The organism is Paenibacillus sp. FSL L8-0708 (assembly GCF_038009325.1).
GTDB classification, from domain to species: Bacteria; Bacillota; Bacilli; order Paenibacillales; family Paenibacillaceae; genus Paenibacillus_AQ; species Paenibacillus_AQ odorifer.
In genome coordinates this window covers 4633334-4656112 of record NZ_JBBPBC010000001.1, presented here as the reverse complement: position 1 = coordinate 4656112, position 22779 = coordinate 4633334, and the positions used below count along the sequence as shown (strand labels likewise).

The window sequence follows — 22779 nt, the reverse complement described above, 5'->3', positions numbered from 1 at the left end:
ACCGCCTTCTAAAAATATAAGTTCAGGTTGTATTGTAACATGATATTGCAAGATTACATATTTACATGCGTATCCTTATACAAAACGGATATTGCCGCAGCTATCAGGATCATCCCCATAAAAGCGGGTGCAGCATGGCCAAGTGATACATATATTTGACCTCCAATGACAGGCCCGATCATTCTTGCTAAAGCCTGAATAGATTGGCTACCGCCTTGAATCCTCCCTTGTTCACTAGAATCGACAGACTTGGAAAGCATCCCATTGAATGAAGGCCCAAAGATCGAATCCCCAAAACCAAATATAAACATTCCAGCGATAAAAAGCGGATAGTATGAGAACAAAGCAGATAGTGCAATAAGACTGTAGCCTATAATCTCTGAAACCATTCCAAGAATTGCGATCTGTTTATCCCTAAATTTCAGCAAAAGCTTAGGCATGATGAAACCCTGTGAAATGATGTCTTGGAAGCCCATAATTGAAAACATCAGTCCGATTAGTGCAGGCTTCCAGCTGAAAGTATCCATTGTGAATTGTGAAAAAACAGCCTGTAAAGATCCGTTGGGTATCCAAAGTAAGAATGCTGAGACCAGTAGCCTTTTTAAGTTTTTTATGGACAATATGCTTGCAAGCTGTGTAAATGGATTCAGTCTTACCAAGGTAATTTCTTTTAGTCTATTGTTCTTGTCAAGGCTCTCAGGCATAAAAAAGAATCCGTAAACAACATTTAATAAGGTTATTATTGCTCCGAAATACATAGGTACAGAATAACCAAACTTGGCAAGTAAACCGCCTAGCGTTGGACCAATGACGGTGCCTACTCCTACAACCGCACTCACCCAGCCAAAGTATTTGGTTCTCTGTTCTGGAGGAATGATGTCAGCAAAATAGGCGAAGATAGTACCTATGCTTCCGCCAGTTATACCTTCTATTATACGTCCAACAAAAAGTACCCATAACGCTCCTCCTATCCCAAAAACTAAGTATCCAATCGCGGAACCCAAAAGGCATACCAAAAGTAATGGACGACGCCCGTATTTGTCACTCAAAGCTCCAAGTGCAGGGGCTGCAAAAAAAACGCAGACTGCATAAACAGACGTCAGCAGCGTGACAACTATAGCCTGTTCTCCCGGATTGCTTATATAAGGCTGCACTAAAAATGGGACAACGGGCATGATGATACTGAAGCCTATTCCGCACAGAAACACAGAGATCAAACCGAAGATTAGAGCGTGTTTATCTACGGTTTGCTCTGTGTTCTGTTCATTATGTGATCTGAATTTGAGCATTAAATTCTCTCCTCAAAAGTTGATGTTTTGATTCCTTGGAAACAAATCTGGCACATCACCATTTTTATCACTATTTTGTTTCTGTGTCAACAAAATCATGACCATAAAAATGCAGCCTTTCTCATAAGAGCCCGGCTGCATGGAGTTTCATTTTCATTATTCGAATTTATTCGGATTAAAATCTATACCCTGTTTCTTTATTTCTGCATCCAAATGCCTACTATACTTTTCTACGAAGCTAAGCATACTGTCAAATTGCTCCTCAGTTACCTGCTCAAATACGGCTTTATCCCGCTCTTGGAACTCTTTGTGCAGGTCCTCATGGATTTTATAAATTACTTTCCCTTGCTCAGTAAGCTTAAAATAGATTTCTTTTTTGTTATCCGATTTTTGGTAGCTTTCGATGAGGCCCTTTTGGATGAGCTTCTTAGTTAATTTACTTATGGCACCGCGAGTCATATAAAAGGACTCTGCAAGTTTTGTGACGTTGGAATCTGCATTTTTTTCAATGTATTCGATGCAATGCACTTCAGAAGGTTTATAACCCTTAAGACTGTCTTCCATCTTATCCTTATTAAGCCAAACCATCTTGTTATATACGTCCCTGAAACCCATCATGACCTGATCTTCTTTGTTCATGGCCTGTCCTCCCAGCGCTCTTACATTAACAAATTATATTGATTTTTTGTTTCTATTTCAACAATATTAAAGTTGAGGATAGTTTGTTTCATTGAACTTTAGATAAAAATAACAGGTGAGTAGTAACAAGCGTAGATATAATATTCTTAAGAAACTGCGGTTTCTTCTTAAGAAAGTTCATCCGCTTGAAGCTGCACCAAAGATTGTTTGTCTGTTATCATAAGATTAAGAGGATTGGACAGCTGTGGGATGATTTCTCTAAGGTAGGAGGACTGCATAATGAAGAGTATTCGGGTACTGCTCGCAGATGATGAACCGGTGATTTTGCGAGGCCTAAAAAAACTGATTTCATGGGAGAAGCTTGGACTCACCATTGTTGGAGAGGCCAGTGATGGAATTGAGCTGAAACAACAGATCGAGGATTGTGATCCTGATCTGATTATTAGTGATATAAGCATGCCAGGATATACAGGGATTGATATCATCCGCGAAATTCATGAAGCTGGCAGAGCGGTGAAGGTTATTTTTATAAGCGCTTATCAGGAGTTTACGTATGCCCGTCAAGCACTGCAATATGGTGCGCTGGATTATTTGGTGAAGCCCGTGAACAAAAATCAGCTGGAACAGGTTGTGAGCAAAGCCGTTTCCCTTATTCGTCAAGAAACAGAAGGCGAGCGCAACAAAGAGAAGCTGAACCATTATGAACAGAGAAACCGCAGATTAACGATCGAAGAATTGCTCGACAAGCTGACGGACGGCAATAAGGGAACAGCAGACACCTTGCTTGATATGGGAATTATTGCGTTAAGTCGCTACGTCAGTATTTGTTTGGTAGAGATGGACGAGTCGTCGGGGCAGCCTTCCAGATGGGAAGAACGCGAACGTAAGCTAATTGATTTTGCTCTGTCTAACATTATTAAAGAAACCGTGGAGCAAAGCGATAATAGCTATATGTTCCGCAAAGGGGAACGTTTTTGTATTCTGCTCCAGCATGAGCATGCTGAGGAACCAGCGAGAATTGCCTTAGACCTCCATGACAAAATTACAAGTTTTCTGAAATTAAAGGTGACCCTTGGGGTAGGCAATCCTGTTGACGGTATGGATGATGCTGATGAATCTTATCGCCAAGCTTTGAAAGCGCTAAATTATAAATATTTTACAGGGCCTAATCGTGTGATTCCTGTTAAAGAGAGCAGGTATGAGAGTGAATCATTGATTCAAGCTCCGCTGCATGAAATCCAGTCCGCCCTTGGGATTGCCATGAAATTACAACACAAAGAACAAATTGAGCAAGAGTGCCTGCGATTATTTCAGACGATCCGGCAGACGGCAGGCGGGAATAGAAACCAAGCCGTTTCTACCGTATACAATACATTCTTGCAGCTTGAACAGGAGCTTATTCAATTCGGTGTGGAGGCAGGTCCATCACTTCAGGATACAAATCCGATTCTTGAACGTTTGGCTAATTATTCTACCTTCCAAGAGGTGGAGGAAGATTTCCGTGTGCTTTTGAGCAAAATGTCCGGGCAAATTGGCAGTCGCATGGGCAGTAAGGAACTGAAACAGCTATCCCAGGTGAAGGCTTATATTGAGGAGCATTATCCAGAAAATATTACACTGGAATCTATGGCAGGGATGATGTTTATGAATTCCTATTATTTCAGCAGCTTTTTCAAAAAACATACCGGACAGAACTTTAAGAATTATGTCACTGAGGTGAGGATGAATCATGCCCTTCGTTTATTGCTGCAAAGCGATATGATGGTTTATGAGATTGCTGATAGTGTAGGCTACAACAATGCCCGGCATTTTAGCGATATGTTTAAGAAGAAATATGGCAAGCTGCCACAAGAATATAAGCAATCCTTCAAAAGCCAATAGTCAGATGGATAGCAAAGGGGATGCCTTCATTCATGTTTATCTGGGGCCGAAGATCCAAAAGTATATTTGTTAAATTCTCCGCTTCCTTTTTATTAGTCGGCCTAATTCCGCTTTTTGCACTTAGCTACATTTCTGTGCAGACGTTTTCCGGATATGTCGAGCGTTACACAACAAGCAATTTGCAGCAAATGGTGCTATATATGAGCTATAACCTGAATTCAGCTTTTAATCAGTACAATGAGGTCTCTAAGCTGATGTATACGGGACGATATGAAGGTTTTATCGAGAGTTATTCTCAGAATCAAACCTATAATGTAAATGAGCTGGAGCAGATCAATACGATTCCTATTGAAACCTTTCTAAAAACAGTTCTCTACAGTGATTCCTACATCACCAGTGTTTATTTTCATAGGGAGTCAGACGATAAGCTCTACTATCAGGAAAAAGAAAACAGAGGGGTCAATTTTGATTTGCTGCCTTATCAAGAGTGGTTAACTAAAATGGCTCCAAATCCTTCACAAGTGGCAATTTTCCCTACCCATTCCGAAGAATATTATACAGGTTCAAAGCGCAGTGTGTTCACCATCGGCCGTACTTTAATTGATATTTCCGGGCGTGTCACCAAAGATCCCAAGATAGTAGGGACCTTGTTTATGGATGTGGATGTTTCGTTATTTAATCAGTTCTTCAGAGAATTAAATCTGGGGAGACAAGATGAATTATTCCTGCTGGATGGCGACGGAAATGTATATTTCACGAATGAGACAAGGTCGGCGAATGGAGAGGCTTTTCGGGCTAAAAAGGACGAGGAGATGATCGTTCTCAGTGAAGAGATTCCTTTTCTTAAAGGCACGGTGACTGCCAGAATTCATCGAGCGAATTTATTCGATCAGCTTTTTTCAGCACGTACGACGGTGTTTATAGCGATGTTTATTTGTGCGATTGCAATGATCATCATGGGCGTCTGGTTCTCTAGGCGGCTGGCTGCTCCGATTCGGAACTTAATTAAGCAAATGGCTATCGTAGAATCCGGTAATTTGGATACCCAGATGGTCGTGAACAGCAATGATGAAATGGGTAGACTTAGCCATGGTTTTAACCGAATGGTCGAGCGTTTACAAGCCTATATCGATGAAGCTTACGTTGCCCAGATCAAGCAGAAGCAAACGGAGTTAAATGCTCTGAAGAGTCAGATTCGTCCGCATTATTTATACAACACCCTGGAAGTCATTCGAATGAATGCGGTGGATAAAGATAATGATGAGGTCGCAGATATGATTTTATCACTCTCTAACCAGTTGAAATATGTAATCGACTATGGAGAGGATAGGGTAAGCATACGACAGGAGCTGGAGCATCTACGGGATTATTTCTATATTATCTCTGTGCGGTATGAGAATAAGTTTGAGCTTGTAGTCGATCTCTCACCCGAAGTGGATCTGAACTGGTACATTCTGAAATTGTCACTTCAGCCGATAGTTGAAAATGCTATCCAGCATGGCTTGCGCAGTCAAGGCAGAGGGACAGTTGGATTGACGATCGAAAAGAAAGATGAAATGCTGTTGGTTACGATCTATGATGATGGAATCGGTATGAGCAAGGAAAAGGTACAGCAGTTGGCTGAAACCTTGGAAGAGCCTAGTTCGCCTAGCAAAAATGTTGGACTAAAAAATGTACATGAACGAATTCGTACAGTGTACGGTGCAGAATACGGGGTATCTATCAGCAGCCGGGAGCATATTGGGACATCAATTCTATTGTTGCTTCCGATTGTAGAGGATCCGTATAAAATCTCGGATTCGGAGAATGCGTAAAGGATAGACGATGAACGGAAGACTGCGGTCTTTCGTTCTTTTTTTTACTTATTCTTAAATTCACCGCATATCCCGCTTAAAAAAGTTCATTCTAACTATTTATAAGGAATGCTATTCTATTAGCAACGGAAACGCTTTCGAGAGATGATGCGCACATCTTGCTTCAGTTTCCACGGTTCACTAAAAGGGGAGGCTATTATGATATGTACAAAAAAACAATGATGAAACTATCCGTATTGTTACTTGCCACAACAACAGTTTTGACTGCTTGCGGTGGAAATAATAATAATGCAGGAAGTAAGGCAACTAATACGCCAGCATCCGAGACGCCTTCAAATACACCGCAAGAGACCAAAAAAGAGGTTAGCTTTACGATAGGTTACGCCTCCGGAGATCCGGCCACCAAAAAAGCTATCTCAGATACGGTCAAAAAGTTTACTGCAGCTAATCCGAATGTCACTATTAAAGATTTGAGCGAAACTTCATCCGCTGCCTATCTTGACTGGCTGAAAACCAAGGATGCTGTGGGTGAATTCCCGGACCTGGTGGAAATGCGGGATACAGAAGTTTTTGCCGATGCGGGTAAGATTGTAGAGCTGCCTTCCGATCTGCTAGATTTGTTCGAAGCCCCTCCACAAGTGGATGGTAAGGTGTGGAACGCACCGCTGCAAGTGAACGCTCCCCAAGGGATTATCTACAGCAAAAAAGCATATGCGGATGCAGGGATCACCGAGCTTCCAAAAACCTATGACGAATTCATCGCCATCCAAGAAAAATTGAAAACATCGGGCATTACTCCGATTGTAGTAGGCGGAAAAGATATTTTCCATATGGGCTTCTGGGTTAACAAATTCCTGATTGATGAGGTCTACTCGAAAGATGCAGATTGGAACTCCAAACGTACCGCTAAAACGGTCAGCTTCACTGATGCTAATGTAGTTCAGGGCATAACGGACTTCAAAGAATTGTTCAAGAATTATGTCGATAAAGGTTGGCTCAGCACGGGCGACAATCAGACCGCTTCGATTCTTGTTTCTGGCAAAGCAGCACAATTGTACTCCGGTACGTGGATGTTTACACAAATCGCTGAAGCAGACCCGAACTTTGAATTTGGCTTCTATGCTCTTCCTGACCGTGAAGGGAAAATCAATGTCATTGGTCTTCCGTCACCAGCAGGCTGGTCTTTATCGGCTGAAGCCGCTAAGGATGCAGACAAAACAGAAGCCATCAAAGACTTTATCCGTTTCTTCTTCGCCCCAGAACAGTATTCGAACTATTTAGCAACGATAAATGCGATTCCTTCAACAAAAGAGAAAGTAACCTATGACACAAGTGAACAAATGCAGGTGGCTTTGGATCTTATTGCTGACCCGAATGTAGTGAAATCGTTGGCGATCAATAACTGGTGGGGAGACAATCTAATCCCTCCACAATTCCGTAACTGGTACTACAAGCTGTTGCAGGATCTCGTGGTAAAAGATGGAGATGTAGCGAAGTACATGAAAGATGCGGATACAGAGTATGACAACCAAGTGAAAGCTAATCAGATGTAAGAGCAGCGCCTGATCGAGCAACCTCTGCTGCTGCAGAGGTTCTCTTTTTAACAAGCGCGGTCTTTAAGGGAGGGAGAGTAGCCATGGCTACATCCGCAGTAAATGCTGACAAGTCATTGATAGGCACTGTGCAGCACAAAAAGAAAAAGAAAAAATGGCAGTCCTACGCTCTGTTGTTTATATTACCATCATTTATTTTGTACACCTTGTTCGTTATCGTCCCTACGGTAGGCAGTGTCTATTTAAGCTTCACCTCATGGGATGGCATTAGCGACAACGTAAGGTATATCGGCTTCGCTAACTTTGTGGAAATTTGGAATAGTCCAAGGGTGCATAACGCACTGAAAAATACGATGATCATGACCATTTCACTTGTTGTTCTAGAGAATATTGCAGCAATTGCAATGGCTATGATGGTCGATAAGGTACGCTGGTTCCGGAATTTATTCAGAAGTGTATTTTATTTCCCTACGTTGCTTAGTGGGATCGTAATGGGTTTCGTCTGGGCGATGATCCTGAATTACAACTTTGGTGTATTTAATCAGATTCTGGAGTCTGTTGGGCTTGGAACCTGGATTGTGGATTGGTTGGGCAACCCTAAATATGCGATGCTGTCGATTATTTTGTCTACCGTTTGGAAAGGCGCGGGGTATTATATGATCATTTATCTCGCTGGATTGCAAGGTATTCCGCAGGAATTGAATGAGGCGGCTAGTATTGATGGAGCAGGGGGCTGGCAACAGTTCCGGCATATTACCTTTCCGCTGCTTGCGGGGTCAATGACTGTATGTATGGTATTATCGATGATCAGTGCCTTGAAGATTTTTGATCAGATTGCCGTCATGACGGATGGTGGTCCGGGCTTTGAGACGGAGACATTAACTTATATTATTTATAAGGTTGGGTTTGGTGAATTAAGACAAGGTTTTGGTACTGCGCTGGCGATGGTCTTGTTCTTAATCATACTTATCATTACAGTCTTCCAAGTGAAGGTTCTCCAGAAGCGGGAGGTGCAGCTCTAAGATGACGATGCAGACACGCAAAAGAGTTGGGCAAATCGCACTTTTCATTGTTACATTATTAGTGGCTATTATCTTTTTCTTTCCTATTTTCTTTAATTTGATGTCAGCCTTCAAGAGTAATGCAGAGATTATGAAGGATGCCATTGCTTTTCCGAAAACCCTTTATCTGGACAGCTTTAAATATCTGTTAACCGAAACAGAGTTTCCACGGGCTATTCTGAATAGTCTGATTTTGACAGCATTTTCTATTGCGGCACAGGTCTTGATTATTCCGATGGCGGGCTACGCAATTGAACGCAGAAATGCCAGATGGACCCGGTTCATGTTCGTTTACTTTTTAGCAGGAATGATGATCCCTTTTCAGGCGTATATGATTCCTCTGTTTAAAGAGCTTAGAATGCTGGGGTTATACGGCAGCCTTGCCGGTCCAATTCTAATTTATGTAGCCGGTGCGGTGGGCTTTGGGTGCCTGCTGTATACAAGCTTTGTCAAAGGCATTCCTAGAGAAATTGAAGAAGCGGCAGAGATCGACGGATGTTCTCGTTATGCGATATTCTGGAAAATTGTTTTCCCGCTGCTAGGACCCGTCACAGCCAGTATGGTGGTCTTAAACGGACTTGGAATCTGGAATGATTTCCTGATGCCGATGCTGGTATTGCCTTCAGGACAGGCTAAAACTATGGTCGTGGAAATTTACCGTTATATCGGAGAATTCTCCTCACGTTGGGATATGATTTTTGCAGGAACAGCAATGTCGGTTGTGCCTGTGCTGATTGTGTTTATCGCCTTGCAGAAGTATTTTGTTAAGGGGATTGCGTCTGGTGCAACGAAGGGTTAATTCATAAAAAGGGATATATCCTGTAACCACTTAGTGGGCTGCGGGGTACATCCCTTTTTTTTGTATGCGTAACAATCACTAAAGCGTATTTGGATTCGCGGTTAAACGGCGGTAGCCCATTGGCGGGAGACCTGTCCAGCGTTTGAATTGCTTGCTGAAATGGGACACATCCCGGTATCCTAGCCGGTGGGCGACCGATTCGACAGATAGACTATTATCCATTAGCAGCAGTTTGGCGTGACGAATGATCAAGCGGGATAAATATTGTCTTGGCGACATGCCATAAATTTGGTGGAAAACACGATTGCAGTGAGTTGTACTGTATCCGAGTTTTGCCGCAATGTGCTCAATACCGCCGCCTCTTTCGCCTGTGCTTGCAGCAGAGGAGACAGATTCTTGCAGCAATCCTTCGATGGCGTTAGCTAAGGCGACGGTATTTTCCGTAGCTTCTGTATCTGCCAGGAGGGGCATCTCCGAAAGTACCCAGCCGCTGAGCGCGGTTAGAAGTTGCAGCGAAGCATGCAATGTAATCAGGCGATTTCTGTGTGTGTCCTTTGACTCTGACAGGATGGAAGAATTTATGATGACATCTAGAGCGGAACGAATGGCTCGCAGCTCCGGGGTATTCCCACTTAGACTAACAGCGTCTGCTGTTAATAAAGCTCGCCGTAAAATCAAATCATCAATATCAAAATGTAGGCAGTAATAAGTCATGTCACGACTAGCATTCGAACCGAGGCTGCTATGTTCTACACCGGGACGAATGAACAAAATATCACCGCTTTGCTGGATAAAAGATTTATTGCCGACCGTCATATGTTGCTCACCCTGCAGTACAACGTTAATCTCAAACATAGGATGAGTGTGTACGGGATATTGCCAATCCGGATTTACTTTTCTCCAATGCGCGGCGAAGATATGGAAAGCCGCTTGGATGTCTGGAGACATCTGGCCATCAATAGAATTATGAAAAGCGGGATCATTCGAGATCATTTCAATCCTCTTTTACTGTAAAGTTTGGCTTCATTATAACATAGGTTTTTATCGATGTTTGATTTGCCCAAATAAAAGAAGGCTTTAACCCTGTTGTACTTCCGGAAAGATCGATAACATGGAGATATAGCCCGGAGGTATCCGGGACCATGCTGGAAGGAGTGTTATTATTTATGGCGCATAATCAATTTTTTAATGCCCATCATTCACCGATTGGTGCATTTGCGAGTTTCACTTTAGGATTCAAAGGAGCTAGTGGAGGTTTCGATCTGGAGATTGGAAAACCACCTAGACAAAATATATTCATAGGATTAGAACGTGCTGACGGGAAGGGATATGATACACTGCCATTTCATGAAATCGGGGGGGAGGACGAAAGCAAACGTTATGATATTGAGAATCCGGATCCTAATCCTGATAAGGAGAATATTCTGTTCCCTTTTCAAGAGAATGAGATTTCCAGAGATTTTCATGTAGCCACAGACAGCTGGAGTGCGGGTGATTTGACCTTCCGGATTCTGTCCCCCGTTCGTTCTGTACCGGATCCAGAAACTGCCTCTATAGAAGAAATGAAGGATGTGCTGCTGCCTGCAGTGCTGGTTGAACTCGAAGTGGACAACTCCTCATCCGCCACCTCGCGCCGTGCATTCTTTGGTTTTCAGGGAACAGATGTGTATAGCGGAATGAGAAGACTGGATGATGTATCATCGGAGATTACAGGCGTTGGCCAAGGAAGATTTATTGCGATTGCTGCGGAAAAAGGAACTGCAAAGTCCGCACTGCATTTCACGATGGAGGATATTCTAACGGAGGAGCTGCAGGAGAATTGGACCTTTGGACTGGGACGAGTCGGCGCTTTGATCATGGATGTTCCAGCCGGAGTAAAAGAAACTTACCGCTTTGCTATTTGTTTTCACCGTTCAGGTTATGTCACCTCAGGAATTGATGCTTCTTATTACTACAATCATTATTTCAACAATATAGAGGCAGTGGCTGAATATGCATTAGCTAGATTTGATATCCTTAAGCAAGAAGCGGAGCAAGCTAACGATAGATTTACTCATGATGACCTATCCGCAGATCAAACCTTTATGTTAGCGCATGCGATTCGTAGTTATTATGGCTCCACGCAATTGCTGGACTACAAGAATAAGCCATTTTGGATCGTCAACGAAGGCGAATACCGGATGATGAATACCTTTGATCTTACCGTCGATCAGTTATTTTATGAGCTGCGTTTGAATTCTTGGACTGTACGTAATGAACTAGATATGTTCGTGGAAAGATTCAGCTACGAAGATACGGTGCGTTTCCCGGGTGATGATACAGAGTATCCAGGTGGAATTAGCTTCACACATGATATGGGTGTAGCCAACGTAGTTTCACGTCCGGGATATTCTGCTTATGAGGTCTATGGCATTGATGGTTGTTTCTCACATATGACACATGAACAATTGGTTAACTGGGTGCTGAGTGCAGCAACTTATGTAGAGCATACAGGCGACCGCGGCTGGATGGAACGTAATCTCAGTATTATGGAGAAATGCCTGGATAGCATGGTAAATCGCGATCATCCAGATCCTGAACAAAGAAATGGTGTCATGGGGCTTGATAGCTCACGTACGATGGGCGGAGCCGAAATTACTACGTATGATAGTCTGGATGTGTCTTTAGGTCAGGCTCGTAACAATATTTATCTGGCAGGAAAATGCTGGGCTGCTTACTTGGCTATGGAGAAAATATTTGCAGAGCATGGGCGTGCGGAACAGTCCAAAACAGCAGGGGATCAGGCTGAAAAATGCGCCGCAACAATGGTGGCAAGTGTTACAGCAGACGGGTATATTCCGGCTGTCATTGGAGAAGGCAATGACTCCAAGATCATTCCGGCTATCGAAGGCCTTGTGTTCCCTTACTTTACAGGCTGCAAAGAAGCTCTTGATCGTAATGGACGGTTCGCCGCCTATATTGGCGCACTCGACAAGCATCTGCATGCGGTGTTACAGCCGGGAGTATGCTTATTCGAAGACGGAGGCTGGAAAATCTCTTCAACCAGCAATAATAGCTGGCTCAGTAAAATCTATCTCTCCCAATTCATCGCCCGCAGCATTCTGGGACTGGAATGGGAGGAACGGGGAGCGGCAGCGGATCGTGCTCACGTAGCTTGGCTCACCCATCCGGAGCTTTCCATCTGGAGCTGGAGCGATCAGATTATTTCCGGTGAGATCACGGGCAGTAAATATTATCCGCGTGGCGTTACAGCGATTTTGTGGTTGGATGAGAAATAAGAGTAGATAGTTTCAATAAGTAGAAACGGAATATGCAAAAATACTAAGAGGGGGCTACCCCTCTTTTTTGCTGTTTCGAAGTATACACCTTTCGAAGCTGAGAGGAAATTAATATAGCTTTTACAGCTCATTGACGCGGAGCGTATATAGGCTTGTTATATTGAGGGGAAAAGGGGGATGAAATATGAGAGAAATGGAAGAATCGTCCTTTACCACTACCCAGCCTGTTCTTGCAAGCGATACTTTTGGTTGGGATAAGCTTCAGGTTTCACAATGGTATAGCCCGCAGCAAGCTTTCACCCCATCCCCGGAGTCAAAATATTTAATTGGGATTCACTGCACAGCCTACTACGAAAACTATTACACCATTCATATTACCCCTTGTAATGAGAGCCTTCTTTGTCCTTGGGGCAGAACCTCGCTCTATTTTTTGAAAATTGAAATTACACCAGCGGTCATCGAAGAGATTGCTCGTGAATCAGGTTATCTGAAGGAAGGACATATCCAATTGGACCGCAAATTTCATGTCAAGGATTCCAAGCTGCTGCAATTAGGGCTTTGGATGCTGGAGGAATTGCAGAATGGCGGTGCCAAAGGGAAAATATACAGCGACTCTTTATCGAATATGTTAATTATTCATTTGTTACAACACTATTCTTCTGTGATCCCCCAGCACTCAAACAGTAAAACGCCCGCCAACCAAGAGATATTTCAGGTCATTCAATTTATGCGTGAGCGGCTGGAAGATGAGATTCAACTGACTGATCTCGCAACCATGGCTAATATGAGCCAATCACATTTTATTCGGATTTTTAAACAACAGACAGGGTATACCCCCCATAACTATTTAATCCGGCTGCGAATCGAACGTTCTAAATTTCTTATTCGTTCCGGGAAAATTGGGTTGAAGGAAATTGCGTCTCAGGTGGGTTTCGCCGATCAAGGACATTTTACTAGATTGTTCAAACGAGAAACCGGCCTAACCCCAAAGCTGTATGCGAATCAAAGCGCCTCCAAGCCTAATCATATGGTTTATTAATTTTATTCTTGTAAATGAGAGTTTTATTCAAGGAATGAAGTGTTTTGTTCAATTAGAGAGCTGCAGCCAGCTCCTATAATAAGGTTGAAGTAAGGCGTACAAATGCCGAACTACAACCTTATTAGGAGGAGAGAAAACATGAGATTAAAAAGATTATTCAGTCTGATTTGCGCGGGGGTACTTACGACCAGTTCTTTATCTTTAGTAGCATCTGCCACACCTGTCGGACCGGATAACCTAGTAAACACCGAGGTAGAGTCCAGCGCAGAGTCAACTTCAGCTTCTATGATCACTGCTGGATGGCATGAAGTATCCAAGCAAACCTTTTGGGTACTAGATGCTCTTGAAAGAGGACAAGGGGTGGCTACAGACGGGAATTCATGGATCTTTAATTCCTCGTATGGGCTCTTACGGACTGGACTTGATGGAAAATCCGTAAAAGCACGGAATGAATTGGCTATTCCACTGGAGATTGCCTCCCAAGGTGGAGACCATATTGGTGATATTTCCTACTATAACGGTAAAATATACGCTCCTATTGAAGACGGCAAAAACTATCAGCATCCTTACATCGCCCTTTATGATGTGAACACTTTGAAATATACAGGCACATCCTATGCTTTGCCGCTGAATTTGCATATTGGCGGTGTACCATGGGTAGCGGTGGATGCCGCTCGCGGTCAGGTTTATACAGCTCAGTGGAGTAATGCAAGCGTCTTGAATGTACTTAGCCTCGACGATATGCATGTAATCACAACCGTTCCACTTTCCCAAAGCATTGATCGAATTCAAGGTGCCGAAGTGTACAACGGGGTTCTATATGCCTCTACGGATAACGCGACCCAAACGGTTTACCAGATTGATCCGGAGACTGGAAACGTATCTGTGGCCTTTGATCGCAATCTGCCTAGTGGTACTGAAGCTCAGGGAATTGCTGTATTGCCCACCGCTGATGGTGCCCAACTTCATATTCTTGATGTAGGCTCAAATCGTATTAGTGTGAACTTTCGCCATTATGCATTCTAATTCAAATCCAAGCGAAAAAGGGGCTAACAGAAATGCTAAAGCAATCCAAAATCATTCTGACGCTATTATCCGTTTCTATGCTGGCAGTAGCGGGCTGCGGCCAAGCAAATAATAGTACAGTTGAAGCCAAAGCGAAAACTAATAACGCTCAGCCTACAGCAATCGTAGCAACTCCTGAATCCACAGAGACTCCAGCCGCTAAACCGGTGGAGATTACCTTTTATTATCCGGTTAATGTGGGGGGGCCTCTTACTAAAGTAATCGATGGGATGGCTAATGCATTCATGGAACAGCACCCAGAGATTAAAGTTAATCCCGTGTACACAGGCAATTACGGTGATAATACCGTAAAAATCCAAGCGGGTGTACAAGCTAAGCAGCCACCGGATGTCGCGGTCATGATGTCAACAGAGCTATACAGCATGCTCGATATGAATGCGATTGTTCCGCTGGATGATTATATTGCGAAGGACAAGGACATTCAAATGGAAGACTTTTATCCCGCCTTTGTGGAGGATACTCAGTCTGAAAGTAAAACGTACAGCCTGCCCTTTCAGCGAAGCACGATTGTTATGTATTACAACAAAGAAATGTTCAAAGCCGCAGGACTTGATCCAGAGAAACCACCCACTACATGGGATGAGCTTGTAACTTATGCTAAGAAGCTGAACAAAGACGGTCACGTTGGGCTGGAAATTCCGGGCAATGATGATTCGTATTGGATGTTTCAAATGCTTGCTCGGCAAAATGCTTCTGATCCGAAGCAAAACATAATGTCTTCCGATGGCAAAAAAGCGATGTTTGATACACCGGAGAATGTGGAGGCATTGCAATTCTGGTTGGATTTGTCCCATAAATATAAGGCGATGCCGGAAGGTGTTATTGATTGGGCCACGGTTCCAACAGATTTCATTCAAGGTAAAACAGCCATGATGATGCATACAAGCGGCAACTTGACCAATGTAAAAAATAATGCAAAATTCGAATTCGGTGTAGCGTTCCCACCTGCACAAAAGCAATTTGGATCACCCACTGGTGGCGGCAATCTGTATATTTTCAAGGACACATCTCCTGAAAAACAAGCTGCAGCTTGGGAATTCGCCAAATACATGACGGCTTCGGAACAGGCGGCCCTCTTCAGCAGCTCATCCGGTTATGTTGGCGTAAGAAAATCCGCATATGATACAGATGCAATGAAGAAATATACGGCGGATTTCCCGCAAGCATTGGTTGCAAGAAACCAGCTGGAATATGCGTTCCGGGAATTATCCACTCATAATCATGGTAAAGTATCGACGGCAATAACAAATCAGATTCAAGCGGCATTGGCAGGAGAGATTGATGCCGCAGGTGCGCTCAAAAAAGCGCAAGCAGAAGCAGATCAGGCACTAGCTCCCTTCAATAAGTAATTATTAAGGTATGGGGTACGCCAGGACAGCCTTGGTAGCATGTTCTGGCGTCATTCCATTATTCAATAATCTTAGAAACCTTTAACAGGGAAGGATTGAATGGTATGAATGCCGGATGGAGTGAGAGGCTTAGACGAAACGGATTCGGCTGGGGACTTGTGTTGCCTTCGCTGCTCTTTCTTTGCTTGTTTACTTATTACCCTATGTTTAAATCCCTTTGGCTCAGCTTTTATGAGAAAAACTTAGCAACTCCTGAGCCTTTGTTCGTAGGATTTGAGAATTACGCTAATCTATTGCATGACCATGTTTTTTTGAAGGTGTTCAGTAACAATATATGGTTCGCCCTTGGTACAGTACCAACCTCAATAGTTTTGGCTTTCTTGATGGCACTGTTTGCCGACAAGGCGATAAAAGGGCGGGGACTGGCACGTCTTTCCTTTTTCTATCCGAATATGATCCCAATGATCGCGGTGGCGAACATTTGGTTGTTTCTGTATACCCCTCATTTTGGGCTTTTCGCCAGACTGGCTTCTTGGATCGCAGATCAGCCTGTGAATTTGCTGGGAACACCTGATACGGTGATGGGCGCATTAGTCATCATGATGATTTGGAAAGAAGCCGGATATTTTATGATTTTTTATCTAGCAGGAATGCAGCAGATTCCTAAGGATTTATATGAAGCGGCTGCAGTAAGCGGAGTCAGTACGTTCACTTCCATTCGTAGAATCACAATTCCACTCACGATGCCAACAACATTGTTCGTGGCTGTTGTGGCGATAACGAATTCCTTTAAGCTGGTTGACCATCTCTGGATTATGACAAAAGGCGGCCCGAACAATGCAAGCAACCTGCTGCTTTATTATATCTACGAGTCCACTTTTAATTTCTACGATCAAGGAATGGCCGCATCGATGACGGTGGTCATGATCGTGTTGCTGCTCCTGATTTCCTCTGTGCAGTTTTTTGGCTGGGATCGGAAAATTCATTATGAATAGGAGGTGGAATCCGTGGAGGATAATCCATTAAAGCTGCCCTTAGTATTAAGGCAGAATACACGTAAAGCTTTAGAAGAGGAGCGTATGTTGAACTCAGAAAAAACGAAGCGCCGAATCCAGCAGATACTGTGGCATGCGGTTGGATTTACTTTTGCCGCGGTCTGGATCATTCCCTTCCTATGGGTGGTCAGAACGGCTTTTTTACCCAAAGACGTCGCTATCGATTCGGGCTGGTCTTGGGGCTTTACGTTTGAGAATTTGATTCATGTCTGGAATGGAGCGCCTTTTGGACGATTTTTAATGAATACATTGCTGGTGTGCGGTGTTGTGCTAGCTGTGCAACTCGTTACGATGACATTGGCTGCTTATGCGTTCGCACGGGTACGTTTCTTTGGAAAAGAGCTGCTATTCCTGTTGTTTTTGGTGCAAATTATGGTGCCGCCGGATGTTCTTATCTTTTCCAACTATCAGGTGTTGAACGAAATGGGTCTGCTGGATACCAAGCTGGGGATTATGCTGCCTTACTTTGCCTCCTCCTTTGGAGTGTTTCTCTTAAGACAATCCTTTAAGCAATTACCCTATGAGCTCGATGAAGCTGCCCGGGTGGAAGGCGCCTCGCGGCTGCATATTCTTTCCAGAATCTATGTCCCACTGTCACGCCCGATTTATGTGTCCTTTGCCATCGTGTCGGTCAGCTTTCATTGGAATGATTTCTTGTGGCCGTTAATTGTAACCAATTCAGAGGAAAATCGCTTGTTAACTGTAGGATTGGCCATGTTCGCAAAAGCCACGGAATCAGGCGCACAGTGGTCTGATGTCTGCGCGGCTACGCTGATTGTCTCGGCACCCTTAATGATTGGATTTTTATTGTTCCAACGGCAAGTGATAGGTAGTTTTATGAGCTCTGGCATTAAAGGTTAGGAGGAGGCATTTATGAGGCTGGCGATTATCGGAGACTTACATTATCCGGACGAATTGTTAAACAACAAGGTTTTGATTAAAGAGGCACGAGATGCTTTTTACGAGCAATTTATGAATCTATTTTTGTCCATCCCAGCCGATTATCATATTTCTGTGGGAGATATGGTGCATGCAGGAGAATTTAGCGAATTTAATTATATCATGGGTAAGATTAAGGACAGCAAGCATTCCAGGCGTTTTCTACATGTTCTTGGCAATCATGATACGTACACTTATCCTAAGCAAGAAATCCTTTCCGTCACCCGGCAGCAGCGATACAGTGTGATTGAAGAGACCCATGCGATCATTATATTGCTGGATACCGCACGGGAAAATCGTGACGATTGGAGCGGAACGCTTGATGATGAACAGTTAGCCTGGCTCGAAGCACAAATGAAGCGGACTACAGATAAGCCACTATTCGTTTTTGGCCATCATCCCTTGTATAATACGACGGCTAGATCAACCGAACCGATGATGTCACTGGATCCCAGCTTGGATATTTGGCCAATATTGAAGCAGTGGCAAGGTGTGGGTTTTTATTTTAACGGCCATAATCATGTACATTCCATCGTTAGACAAGAAAACTGGCATTTCATTCAAACGGCCTCCATTCTGGATATTCCTGCTGCTCGAATTCTCACTGTGCTTGAAGATGAGATCCGGTTAGAGATGGTGAGTCTGGCGAGCGAGCAATTAAGTAAATGGTCTTCATTATTTACCCTCAGCATTTTTGATTATGAAAAATATCCGCAGGCTGAAGGGGAGGCGGGAGATCAGGAACTAATCATCAATCGACTTCAAAGGGACAGAAAGCAGGTGGACCAGCAATGAATCGCCAGCCAGTAAGATTAGCCATCGTAGGCGGGAATCGCGGGGCCAGTTTTATGAATGCACTATACTCTCTATCGGATCGGATACATCTGACCGCCACTTGTGACTTGAATGAGTGGGTTCTTAATCAATGGAAAGAGAAATTTCCGGACATCCGAACCTATCGGGATTATCATGAAATGTTAAAAGATTCGGCGATAGATGCAGTGTTTATCTTAAGCCCCATGCATTTGCATGCCAGACAATCTATGGATGCTTTAAAAGCGGGTAAGCATGTCCTAAGCGAAGTGATTTCGATCCAATCTTTAGAGGAAGCTTGGGAGCTTATTGAAACTGTTGAACAAACTGGACTTAAATATATGATGTCTGAAAATTACTGCTTCTCGCGCTCCAATCTGACGATTAAACATATGGCGGATCAAGGCATGTTCGGTGAAATTACTTATCTGGAAGGCGGATATATCCATGATTTGCGTCACTTGACTCATCATCCGGATGGATCTCTGACTTGGCGGGGGCAGTTACATCAGCAGTATAACGGGATCAATTATCCGACGCATTCTATAGGTCCAGTTGCCCAATGGATTAATCTCAATAAGCCTGATGGAGATCGATTAAAAAGCATCTCGACTTTTGTTTCTAAATCAAGATCCTTACAATATTATTTTGGAGAGCATTATGGAAAAGATCATCCGGCAGCGCGTGAAGGTTTCTGGCGGCAAGGGGATAGCGCGGTTGCGGTCATTCAAACGGAAAAGGGTGTACTGATTGAACTGCGTGTAGACTGGTCCTCCGTTAGACCTCATAATAAAACTCATTATTTGCTGCAAGGAACTGAAGGGGCGTATATTACGGGCCGCCATCAGCAAGAGGAAGATTTGATCTGGTTCAGGAATCTTTCGCCCAAAAATATAGAGGATGGAGAGGAATTGTGGGAGCCGTTAAACAGCTATCAGCCACTTTATGATCATCCAACATGGAAAAAATGGGGCGAATACGCTGCTGGGACGAAACATGGCGGAGGTGATTTTATGGTGCTTGAGGAATTCATTTCCGCGATTCAGGAGGATCGGACCCCTTCGGTGGACGTATATGATGCCGTTACTTGGAGTTCTGTGTTTACATTATCTATGGAATCTGTAGAGATGGGTGGGAAAGTTATAGCTTTTCCTGATTTTAGATCGAAGGTGAAAATTTGACGGTGAATCAGGCCCTTTCCAAACTTGTAATGAAAAAAGATATACTGTCCGACTTGCCTGCTTTTCTCTGTCCTACCGGGTATCTAATTCGTCATTTCGAGCCGGATGATGAACGGAACTGGGAAGAGCTTATCCGCCATTCTTTTACAAGGGAAGTTAAATTTACTCATAAAATCAGTGCTCATGTACCCTTGTATTCGGATCGCTTGTTGTTCATTTGCCGCGGGAATCAGCCTGTAGCGACAGCTACGGCCTGGGAATTAGGCAGTGGAGACCCTAAGAGCTGGTACTTGCATATGGTTGGAGTGCTTCCGGAATATTCTGGCAAAGGCCTCGGTTATGCTGTAAGTCTTGCTGTTTTGCACAAAATAAGAGAATCAGGTGGAGCGGCAGCCTCTTTAGAAACCGATGATTTCAGATTGCCCGCCATCCGTATTTATTTGAAATTAGGATTTCAGCCGGTGTACTTAGACGATAGTCATCCTGGAAGGTGGGAGCGAATCCTGCAAAGGCTTTGATTTTGACAATGATAAATGCTAGGAATTAGGGGGGGCTATACGCCTCCTTATTTCATTCTTGCACCTACTAAAGGAGCTTGATTCAAGAATTAACTTGTCGTTAGGTTTAATTGCTGCTATAGTCATACTGACTTATTAAACGCGTTTAATAAGTCAGTATGACTATAGGTGAGAGAGTGGGAGAGCCATGGCGAGTGAGAAACGACTTCCTTCACAGCAAATGAAATCTGAAATTATCCGAAGTATTCGAACAGCATTATTAGAACTAGGAAAAGCAACGAAGGCAGAGTTAAGCCATAAATTGCAATACAGTTTCCCAACGATAAGTAAATTTCTAATGCAGATGGAAGAGGCAGGGGAAATAACGGTCAGCGGTCTGGATGAGTCAAGTGGGGGAAGAAGGGCAATAAGATACACCTATAATCCGAATTATCGGTTAGGGATGGCTGTTTTTTTGGAAAAAAATGAAACCAATTATACCATCTATAATTGCATTGGTGAGGTAATCAAAGAAGGGAGTTTGCCCAGTATTCTTGAGGAAGATGTTAGTAAACTGGTCATGCTTATTGAAGATGAAAAAAAGGCCAATCCTAAAATCCAATCTGTGGCTATTGGAGTTCCAGGTGCGGTGAATCATGGGCAGATTTTTCTGATTCCGGGTTATGAGAAATATCAGAATTTAGATTTGAAAAGACACATAGAAGATCAACTATCTATTCCGACAATCGTGGAAAATGATATGAATGCCGCTGTAATCGGCTATATGACGCAACGAAATTTGAAAGAGAATATATCTCTAATGTATCTGTATTTAGGGAAAAATGGTCCGGGGGCTGGGATCGCGGTCAATGGTGAAATCGTGCGAGGAAAGACGTTTTTTTCAGGAGAAGTTCAATTTTTGCCACAGTATGATCATAAAAATTTCATAGAGGCATTAACTGGAGATCCTGGTGGATCAAATATGCAATCGAATCATAGTGTGGATGCGATTAGTCGATTAGTGGCTACTATGACTTCTATTTTGAATCCGCATTATATTATTTTTTGTGAGGATGAATTAGCTCCAGCCATGCTTAATCAAATCTATGAACGGAGTGCAACATACGTTCCGAAGGAGCATCTTCCAGCGTTAGCGGTAAGTAACTTGAAACGTGATTATCTGAATGGATTACAAAGTCTTGGATTAGGCTTATTAGTTTCACAACAAATAGATGAGAACAATTAAGGAGATAACTATGGCAACTTTTTTTCTTATTATTATTTATTTAGCATTTATTAGTTTAGGCTTGCCGGATTCATTGCTTGGCTCCGCATGGCCAGTGATGAGAATGGACTTAAATGCTTCATTAGGTACTGCTGGAATTCTTTCGATGGTTATTGCAGTAGGGACAATTGTGTCCAGTTTAATGAGTGGTGTTATCCTTAAACGTTTTGGTACAGGGAAAGTAACTCTTATTAGCTGTATCATGACTGCTGTAGCGTTGCTTGGTTTTGCAGGGTCACCTTCGTTAGTCTGGTTAATTATTGCTGCAATTCCACTTGGTTTAGGTGCGGGATCTGTAGATGCCGGATTAAATAGTTATGTGGCTACGCATTATAAAGCCCATCATATGAGTTGGTTACACTGTTTCTGGGGAGTGGGCGCCACGCTGGGTCCTATTATTATGGGCTCTTTTATCTCTGGAGAAGGTCTATGGCGGCAAGGTTATCTTACGGTTGCTTACATACAATTGAGCTTAGTCATTATTCTATTCGTTACACTGCCTTTATGGGATAGAGTGGCTGGGAGCAATAACCACCCGAATGCTGAAAGTGATCCTGAGTTCAATCATCCGGAGCTAGAGCATGCCGCAGAGAACACAAAACCATGGAAATTAAGAGGGGTAAAGCTAGCAATGTTAACCTTTTTATTTTATTCTGCCATCGAAACGAGTATGGGCTTATGGGGGAGCAGCTTTCTTGTAAACATTAAAGACATTCCTGCATCAACTGCAGCGACATGGGTATCATTTTTTTATCTAGGGATTACCTTTGGTAGAATGGTGACGGGTTTCATTACTTTTAAAATGAGTAATAAACAGCTAATTCGATATGGCCAGCTCATTGCTTTAATCGGTACGGTGCTGTTAGTATTGCCGCTTCCAACTATAGTTTCACTTGTAGGATTTATGATTATAGGTTTAGGGTTAGCCCCTATTTTTCCGTGTATGCTACATGAAACCCCTGTACGATTCGGGAAGAAACATGCTCAGTCGATTATGGGCTTTCAGATGGCAACAGCTTATACCGGCACCACGCTGATGCCGCCTTTTATCGGCTTATTAGCTTCGAAATTCACGCTGGGTATTTTTCCTGCGATGATCGTTTTTTTCGCCATCGTTATGCTCTTGTGTACAGAAAAGCTTAATCAATACTCAGCAAAAGTAAATGTCGGTTAAATTTGAATTGAATATATTACGGACTAACCCTTCATATATATAGCTAT

At 43.2% G+C, this 22779-nt stretch carries 19 protein-coding genes; 16 read left to right on the top strand and 3 right to left on the bottom strand.

Annotated features, from left to right (window positions below):
* Positions 1-53 precede the first annotated feature (53 nt).
* Together NYE58_RS22255 and NYE58_RS22250 are read right to left on the bottom strand one after the other, a co-directional pair.
* The gene (locus NYE58_RS22255) at positions 54-1289 is read right to left on the bottom strand and encodes an MFS transporter (RefSeq protein WP_341003059.1); all 1236 of its coding nucleotides are present in this window, start codon (positions 1287-1289) and stop codon (positions 54-56) included.
* A gap of 156 nt (positions 1290-1445) precedes the next feature.
* A complete protein-coding gene (locus tag NYE58_RS22250) occupies positions 1446-1928 on the bottom strand; it encodes a MarR family transcriptional regulator (protein WP_076304451.1) in 483 nt (160 codons plus the stop codon).
* Between the two features lie 279 nt (positions 1929-2207).
* On the opposite strand from NYE58_RS22250, the gene NYE58_RS22245 reads away from it, so the two are divergent.
* The 5 genes from NYE58_RS22245 (at position 2208) to NYE58_RS22225 (ending at position 9036) form a co-directional block, all read left to right on the top strand.
* Complete coding sequence (locus NYE58_RS22245; protein ID WP_341003058.1) at positions 2208-3809, top strand: response regulator; 1602 nt, start codon at positions 2208-2210, stop codon at positions 3807-3809.
* Positions 3810-3841: 32 nt separating this feature from the next.
* Positions 3842-5623 (top strand): cache domain-containing sensor histidine kinase, encoded by a 1782-nt coding sequence (locus NYE58_RS22240; RefSeq protein ID WP_341003057.1) that lies wholly within the window; start codon positions 3842-3844, stop codon positions 5621-5623.
* A 203-nt stretch (positions 5624-5826) separates the two neighbouring features.
* Positions 5827-7176: an ABC transporter substrate-binding protein gene (locus NYE58_RS22235; RefSeq protein WP_076190970.1), complete on the top strand. Its 1350-nt coding sequence runs from the start codon at positions 5827-5829 to the stop codon at positions 7174-7176.
* An 83-nt stretch (positions 7177-7259) separates the two neighbouring features.
* Positions 7260-8198 carry a carbohydrate ABC transporter permease gene (locus NYE58_RS22230; protein WP_076129834.1) on the top strand — a complete coding sequence of 313 codons (939 nt, stop codon included), beginning with the start codon at positions 7260-7262 and terminating at the stop codon, positions 8196-8198.
* Between the two features lies 1 nt (position 8199).
* Positions 8200-9036 carry a carbohydrate ABC transporter permease gene (locus tag NYE58_RS22225; RefSeq protein WP_175619013.1) on the top strand — a complete coding sequence of 279 codons (837 nt, stop codon included), beginning with the start codon at positions 8200-8202 and terminating at the stop codon, positions 9034-9036.
* Positions 9037-9114: 78 nt separating this feature from the next.
* Here the strand turns inward: NYE58_RS22225 and NYE58_RS22220 are convergent, their stop codons facing one another.
* A complete protein-coding gene (locus NYE58_RS22220) occupies positions 9115-10029 on the bottom strand; it encodes a helix-turn-helix domain-containing protein (RefSeq protein ID WP_076217819.1) in 915 nt (304 codons plus the stop codon).
* Between the two features lie 173 nt (positions 10030-10202).
* On the opposite strand from NYE58_RS22220, the gene NYE58_RS22215 reads away from it, so the two are divergent.
* From NYE58_RS22215 to NYE58_RS22165, 11 genes are all read left to right on the top strand, one after another.
* Positions 10203-12314 carry a glycoside hydrolase family 52 protein gene (locus NYE58_RS22215; protein ID WP_341003055.1) on the top strand — a complete coding sequence of 704 codons (2112 nt, stop codon included), beginning with the start codon at positions 10203-10205 and terminating at the stop codon, positions 12312-12314.
* A gap of 184 nt (positions 12315-12498) precedes the next feature.
* Entirely contained in the window at positions 12499-13353 is an 855-nt protein-coding gene (locus tag NYE58_RS22210; RefSeq protein WP_076277791.1) for an AraC family transcriptional regulator, read from the top strand.
* Positions 13354-13491: 138 nt separating this feature from the next.
* Positions 13492-14379, top strand: coding sequence for a DUF6923 family protein (locus NYE58_RS22205; RefSeq protein WP_340033241.1), 888 nt, complete (start codon positions 13492-13494; stop codon positions 14377-14379).
* A gap of 32 nt (positions 14380-14411) precedes the next feature.
* Entirely contained in the window at positions 14412-15788 is a 1377-nt protein-coding gene (locus tag NYE58_RS22200) for an ABC transporter substrate-binding protein (protein WP_076277789.1), read from the top strand.
* 104 nt (positions 15789-15892) lie between these two features.
* Positions 15893-16783, top strand: a complete 891-nt coding sequence (locus tag NYE58_RS22195; RefSeq protein WP_341003054.1) for a carbohydrate ABC transporter permease — start codon at positions 15893-15895, stop codon at positions 16781-16783.
* Positions 16784-16867: 84 nt separating this feature from the next.
* Positions 16868-17704 carry a carbohydrate ABC transporter permease gene (locus NYE58_RS22190; protein ID WP_076277808.1) on the top strand — a complete coding sequence of 279 codons (837 nt, stop codon included), beginning with the start codon at positions 16868-16870 and terminating at the stop codon, positions 17702-17704.
* Between the two features lie 12 nt (positions 17705-17716).
* A complete protein-coding gene (locus tag NYE58_RS22185; protein WP_076217815.1) occupies positions 17717-18577 on the top strand; it encodes a metallophosphoesterase family protein in 861 nt (286 codons plus the stop codon).
* A complete protein-coding gene (locus NYE58_RS22180) occupies positions 18574-19776 on the top strand; it encodes a Gfo/Idh/MocA family protein (protein ID WP_341003053.1) in 1203 nt (400 codons plus the stop codon). The genes NYE58_RS22185 and NYE58_RS22180 overlap by 4 nt, the downstream gene beginning before the upstream one ends.
* A 29-nt stretch (positions 19777-19805) precedes the next feature.
* Positions 19806-20294, top strand: a complete 489-nt coding sequence (locus NYE58_RS22175; protein ID WP_143761973.1) for a GNAT family N-acetyltransferase — start codon at positions 19806-19808, stop codon at positions 20292-20294.
* Positions 20295-20481: 187 nt separating this feature from the next.
* Positions 20482-21519: an ROK family transcriptional regulator gene (locus NYE58_RS22170; protein WP_076280110.1), complete on the top strand. Its 1038-nt coding sequence runs from the start codon at positions 20482-20484 to the stop codon at positions 21517-21519.
* A gap of 10 nt (positions 21520-21529) precedes the next feature.
* Positions 21530-22732 (top strand): MFS transporter, encoded by a 1203-nt coding sequence (locus tag NYE58_RS22165; RefSeq protein WP_076129845.1) that lies wholly within the window; start codon positions 21530-21532, stop codon positions 22730-22732.
* Positions 22733-22779 lie beyond the last annotated feature (47 nt).